General features: G+C 43.9%; 3 protein-coding genes. All 3 read right to left on the reverse strand.

Annotated elements, in window-relative coordinates; genetic code table 11:
• Positions 1–1884, reverse strand: a 1884-nt coding sequence (locus QZ327_RS14255) for a TonB-dependent receptor (protein ID WP_294620383.1), incomplete at its 3' end; no start/stop codon positions are given.
• A 266-nt stretch (positions 1885–2150) separates the two neighbouring features.
• The gene (locus tag QZ327_RS14260) at positions 2151–2423 is read right to left on the reverse strand and encodes a hypothetical protein (RefSeq protein ID WP_151875319.1); all 273 of its coding nucleotides are present in this window, start codon (positions 2421–2423) and stop codon (positions 2151–2153) included.
• Between the two features lie 294 nt (positions 2424–2717).
• Positions 2718–3260 carry an Ig-like domain-containing protein gene (locus tag QZ327_RS14265; protein ID WP_120164415.1) on the reverse strand — a complete coding sequence of 181 codons (543 nt, stop codon included), beginning with the start codon at positions 3258–3260 and terminating at the stop codon, positions 2718–2720.
• Between the last annotated feature and the right edge of the window lie 2 nt (positions 3261–3262).

Here is a 3262-nt window from a genome sequence, read left to right on the forward strand (position 1 = left end):
GTTGCCATGCCAACCATAGTTGCGGGCATCAATCTCCCGGCTTCGCATGTCACTATAGCCCACCTCTCCATTCAGCATCAAGCGGGTTGAACGTGTCGCATTCCATGAGGCATAAGCATTCAGCGATGTCTTGCGATTTCTGGCTATATTGCCAAAGGTGGTATTTATACGCCCGTCCTTCATTGATGAATACCGGACAATACCATCGTTACTCCATGAATGATTGAGGCTGATTCGCATTGCTAACGTATTTGCCCTCAACGTATGTACAATAGCCAGATTATTTAGATGTTGTGCTTTCAGGTTGGGATTGCCATACGAAAGCTGGGTAGGGTCGGACTTATTGACGTATGGGTCGAGTTCATTGATTCTTGGCCGACGTATACGCATGGTGTAGCTCACGCCAAATGTGCTGTTCTCCTTAGCTTTGGCAGTAAGAGATACGGATGGTACGAGGTCGCCATAGTGAAGCGAGAATTTACTCCCTTCTCCCTTCAGATAGCGTGATTTCTGCCAGGTATGTTCATAGCGAAGGCCCTCCTTCAAGCCCAGCCATCCCCATTGAGCCTCCCATTCGGCATACAGGGCGGCTATGTTTTGAGATTGTCGGTAGTGCATGGCAGCCGCCTTTTGTTCCACGAAACCGCCATTCAAAAAGCGCATTTCGGTAGCCTGACTCTCTCCACGGTCGAAGGAGAACTTCACACCGGTGTTGAGCTGTTGATGCCGGGTAAGCGGAATGGTAAGGTCGGTGGATAGGTGGTGTTGTGTGGTGCGGTCACAAATTTCTGTACGGATGTCCTTCACAGTGGAAGTGATTTCGGGGTGCAAGGAGGTGTCAAGACCATCGTATCTGTTCTCGGTATCATTCCGGTTGGGAGCATGGCTTATCTGATAACTCGCAAACAGCCTGCCCCTGTCACCCCACTGACGTTGGTAATCGATGCCTCCATCTACCGAAATCTCGTTCATATTCATCTTCTGACTACCACTGAAAGTCATCTCCTGTCCCCACATACCGCCTGAGTAAAGATAGGAGGGACGGCTCTTTTCTTTTGTGGCAAACCAAGTCGTGGACATGGAAACATGGAGTGATTGGACGGAATCAATCTCGTATCCCACACCAACTTCGCCCATTGAGAATGGCATCTTTGATGAGGACTTTTGTCGCATCCATTGACGTGTCCCGTTGCCGGTCACCTCCGATTCTACAATGGTACCCGTTGAATACATATATTCTCCGTTCAAATTTACGTCATACGACCATTTGCCTTGTTGACCGGAGAGACTGGCGTCAACTCCGTTGCTCAGAATACCTGTCAGAAGGTGTACGGAGCCACAAGTGGCTCCGTCATACCCGTCGTCTTCTAATGCCAATGCTTGTTTGGCTCCACCTTTCTTGGTGGTGATGCAAAGGACACCTCCAGTTCCCTCTGCATCATACTGGGCACCTGGATTGGTGATAACTTCAATGTTCTTCACGTGACTGGCAGGCATACTGCGTAACGTCTGTTTTGGATTGCGAGTGATGACAGTACTCAATCTTCCATCCACATAAACCTTGAACTGTGCGGAGCCGTTTACCATGATATTGTTTCGTCCGTCCACGGTTACCATAGGAACCTTGCGCAGTATGTCCAATACACTGCGTGTCTTTGACTCCACATCATTACTCACCTGATAAGTCACCTTGTCGGTTTTTAGTTTGACTATCGGGACCTGATGCACGATGACAACCTCCTCAAGGTGCTGTGTCGGATAAACAACTATCGTATCTGCCTTTTCCTCGATTATCCCCTGTGCACTTACCCCCATAGGTAATCCTATAGCTGTTAGCAGGAATGCCTTTGCCGCCATGCCAATATTTGATTTCTTACTATGCATTTTTGCCAAAATATTTATGTTATCAAAATAACGAACCGTATCCGATTGTCAGCCATATTCTTTCCCCATTTACTGCTGCCATTAATGTTTGCATTCCAGTAATTTATCCCCAGATAAAACGCAAGATTATCCCACTTCATAATAATTTTCAGAAAACATAAGGATGAAGTGAATACACCGAGCCCACATGTAAATGCAGTCATTAATAATTAATTTGGGGCAACATGATGATCTGAATAAAGACAACGCCTCACAGTATGTCAATATTACTTATTATCTCCGTTTTTATTGACTTTATTTGCTTTTCCTTTGAGGATCTCAGGTTGGTTGGCAAGTATCCACAAAAAATGAGGGAAAGGCAATACCAATTTTACAGTGTTCCCATCTTTTGTTGTTTCCATCTTTTTCTTAAATATAATGTAACTATTATCTTTTGAAAATCGGCCTTTGGGAGAATGCGTTGATAAAACCAGAAGTTCCAACAGTTTTTCAAATAACTCTTGCTCTTCTATGAGTTTCAAAGGAAGTGGATTTTCCATTTTGAACTATTGACGTTATTTAATAGTATATCCAAAACTTAGGTAAGGATACAATAACGGGGTCTTATATAATTCGTGTTTATCTCCAAAATTATTACTGACCCTTATCCGTAGCAGCATGAACGGCAATTTGTCATGCAAATAACTAATAAAAAGACAATTGTCAATACGACTCCTTTTTCGATATCCCATTACTCCATTCATTTTTGTTAGCAAACCATAATACATAACAATCCTATTGGAAAGAAAAAATACATGCGTTTCTTCTTCCTTCCCAATAGGATTTTTAACACTTTATTTTACTGTAACTGAAATAGTTCCAGCTTTCTTATCCTTATCAGTAACAGTTACTGAAGTGCTGCCAGCCTTGACACCTTTGATAATAATCTTTCCATCTTTGATTGTGACTGTGGCAATTTTCGTGTCCTTGGCGGTTGCTGTAAAAGGAGCGGAACCACCTTTTACAGTGACAGTCTCTTCCTTCCCGGCAGTTACGGATATAGACTTTTTATCGAAATCAAGTTCGGATGCCATATCTTTGACCATCACAGGAACCTTTCCTGTAAGTTTCTTTGAGTCGGAGATGAGTATGGTCGCTGTACCATTTTTGACACCGGTAATTGTAATAGTGTTCTTGTCTGCTTTAGCTGTTGCAATCTTGCTATCACTTGAGGTCACTGTAAATGGAGCCGTGCCACCGCTTACAGTCACCGTTGCTGTTTTACCGGGAGCCACTTCTACCTTAGAAGGGGTGCACTTGAGATCTGGAACTTTGGGGTCATCGTTCTTATCGCAGGAACCCATGGTTACTGCAAGAACACAGGCGAAAAACGCCATAG

The organism is uncultured Bacteroides sp. (genome assembly GCF_910578895.1).
In the GTDB taxonomy this organism is placed as follows: Bacteria; Bacteroidota; Bacteroidia; order Bacteroidales; family Bacteroidaceae; genus Bacteroides.

Coding starts and splice junctions, on each gene's coding strand:
- QZ327_RS14265 (WP_120164415.1), bottom strand. CDS start 3,260: ATGGCGTTTTTCGCCTGTGTTCTTGCAGTAACCATGGGTTCCTGCGAT.
- QZ327_RS14260 (WP_151875319.1), bottom strand. CDS start 2,423: ATGGAAAATCCACTTCCTTTGAAACTCATAGAAGAGCAAGAGTTATTT.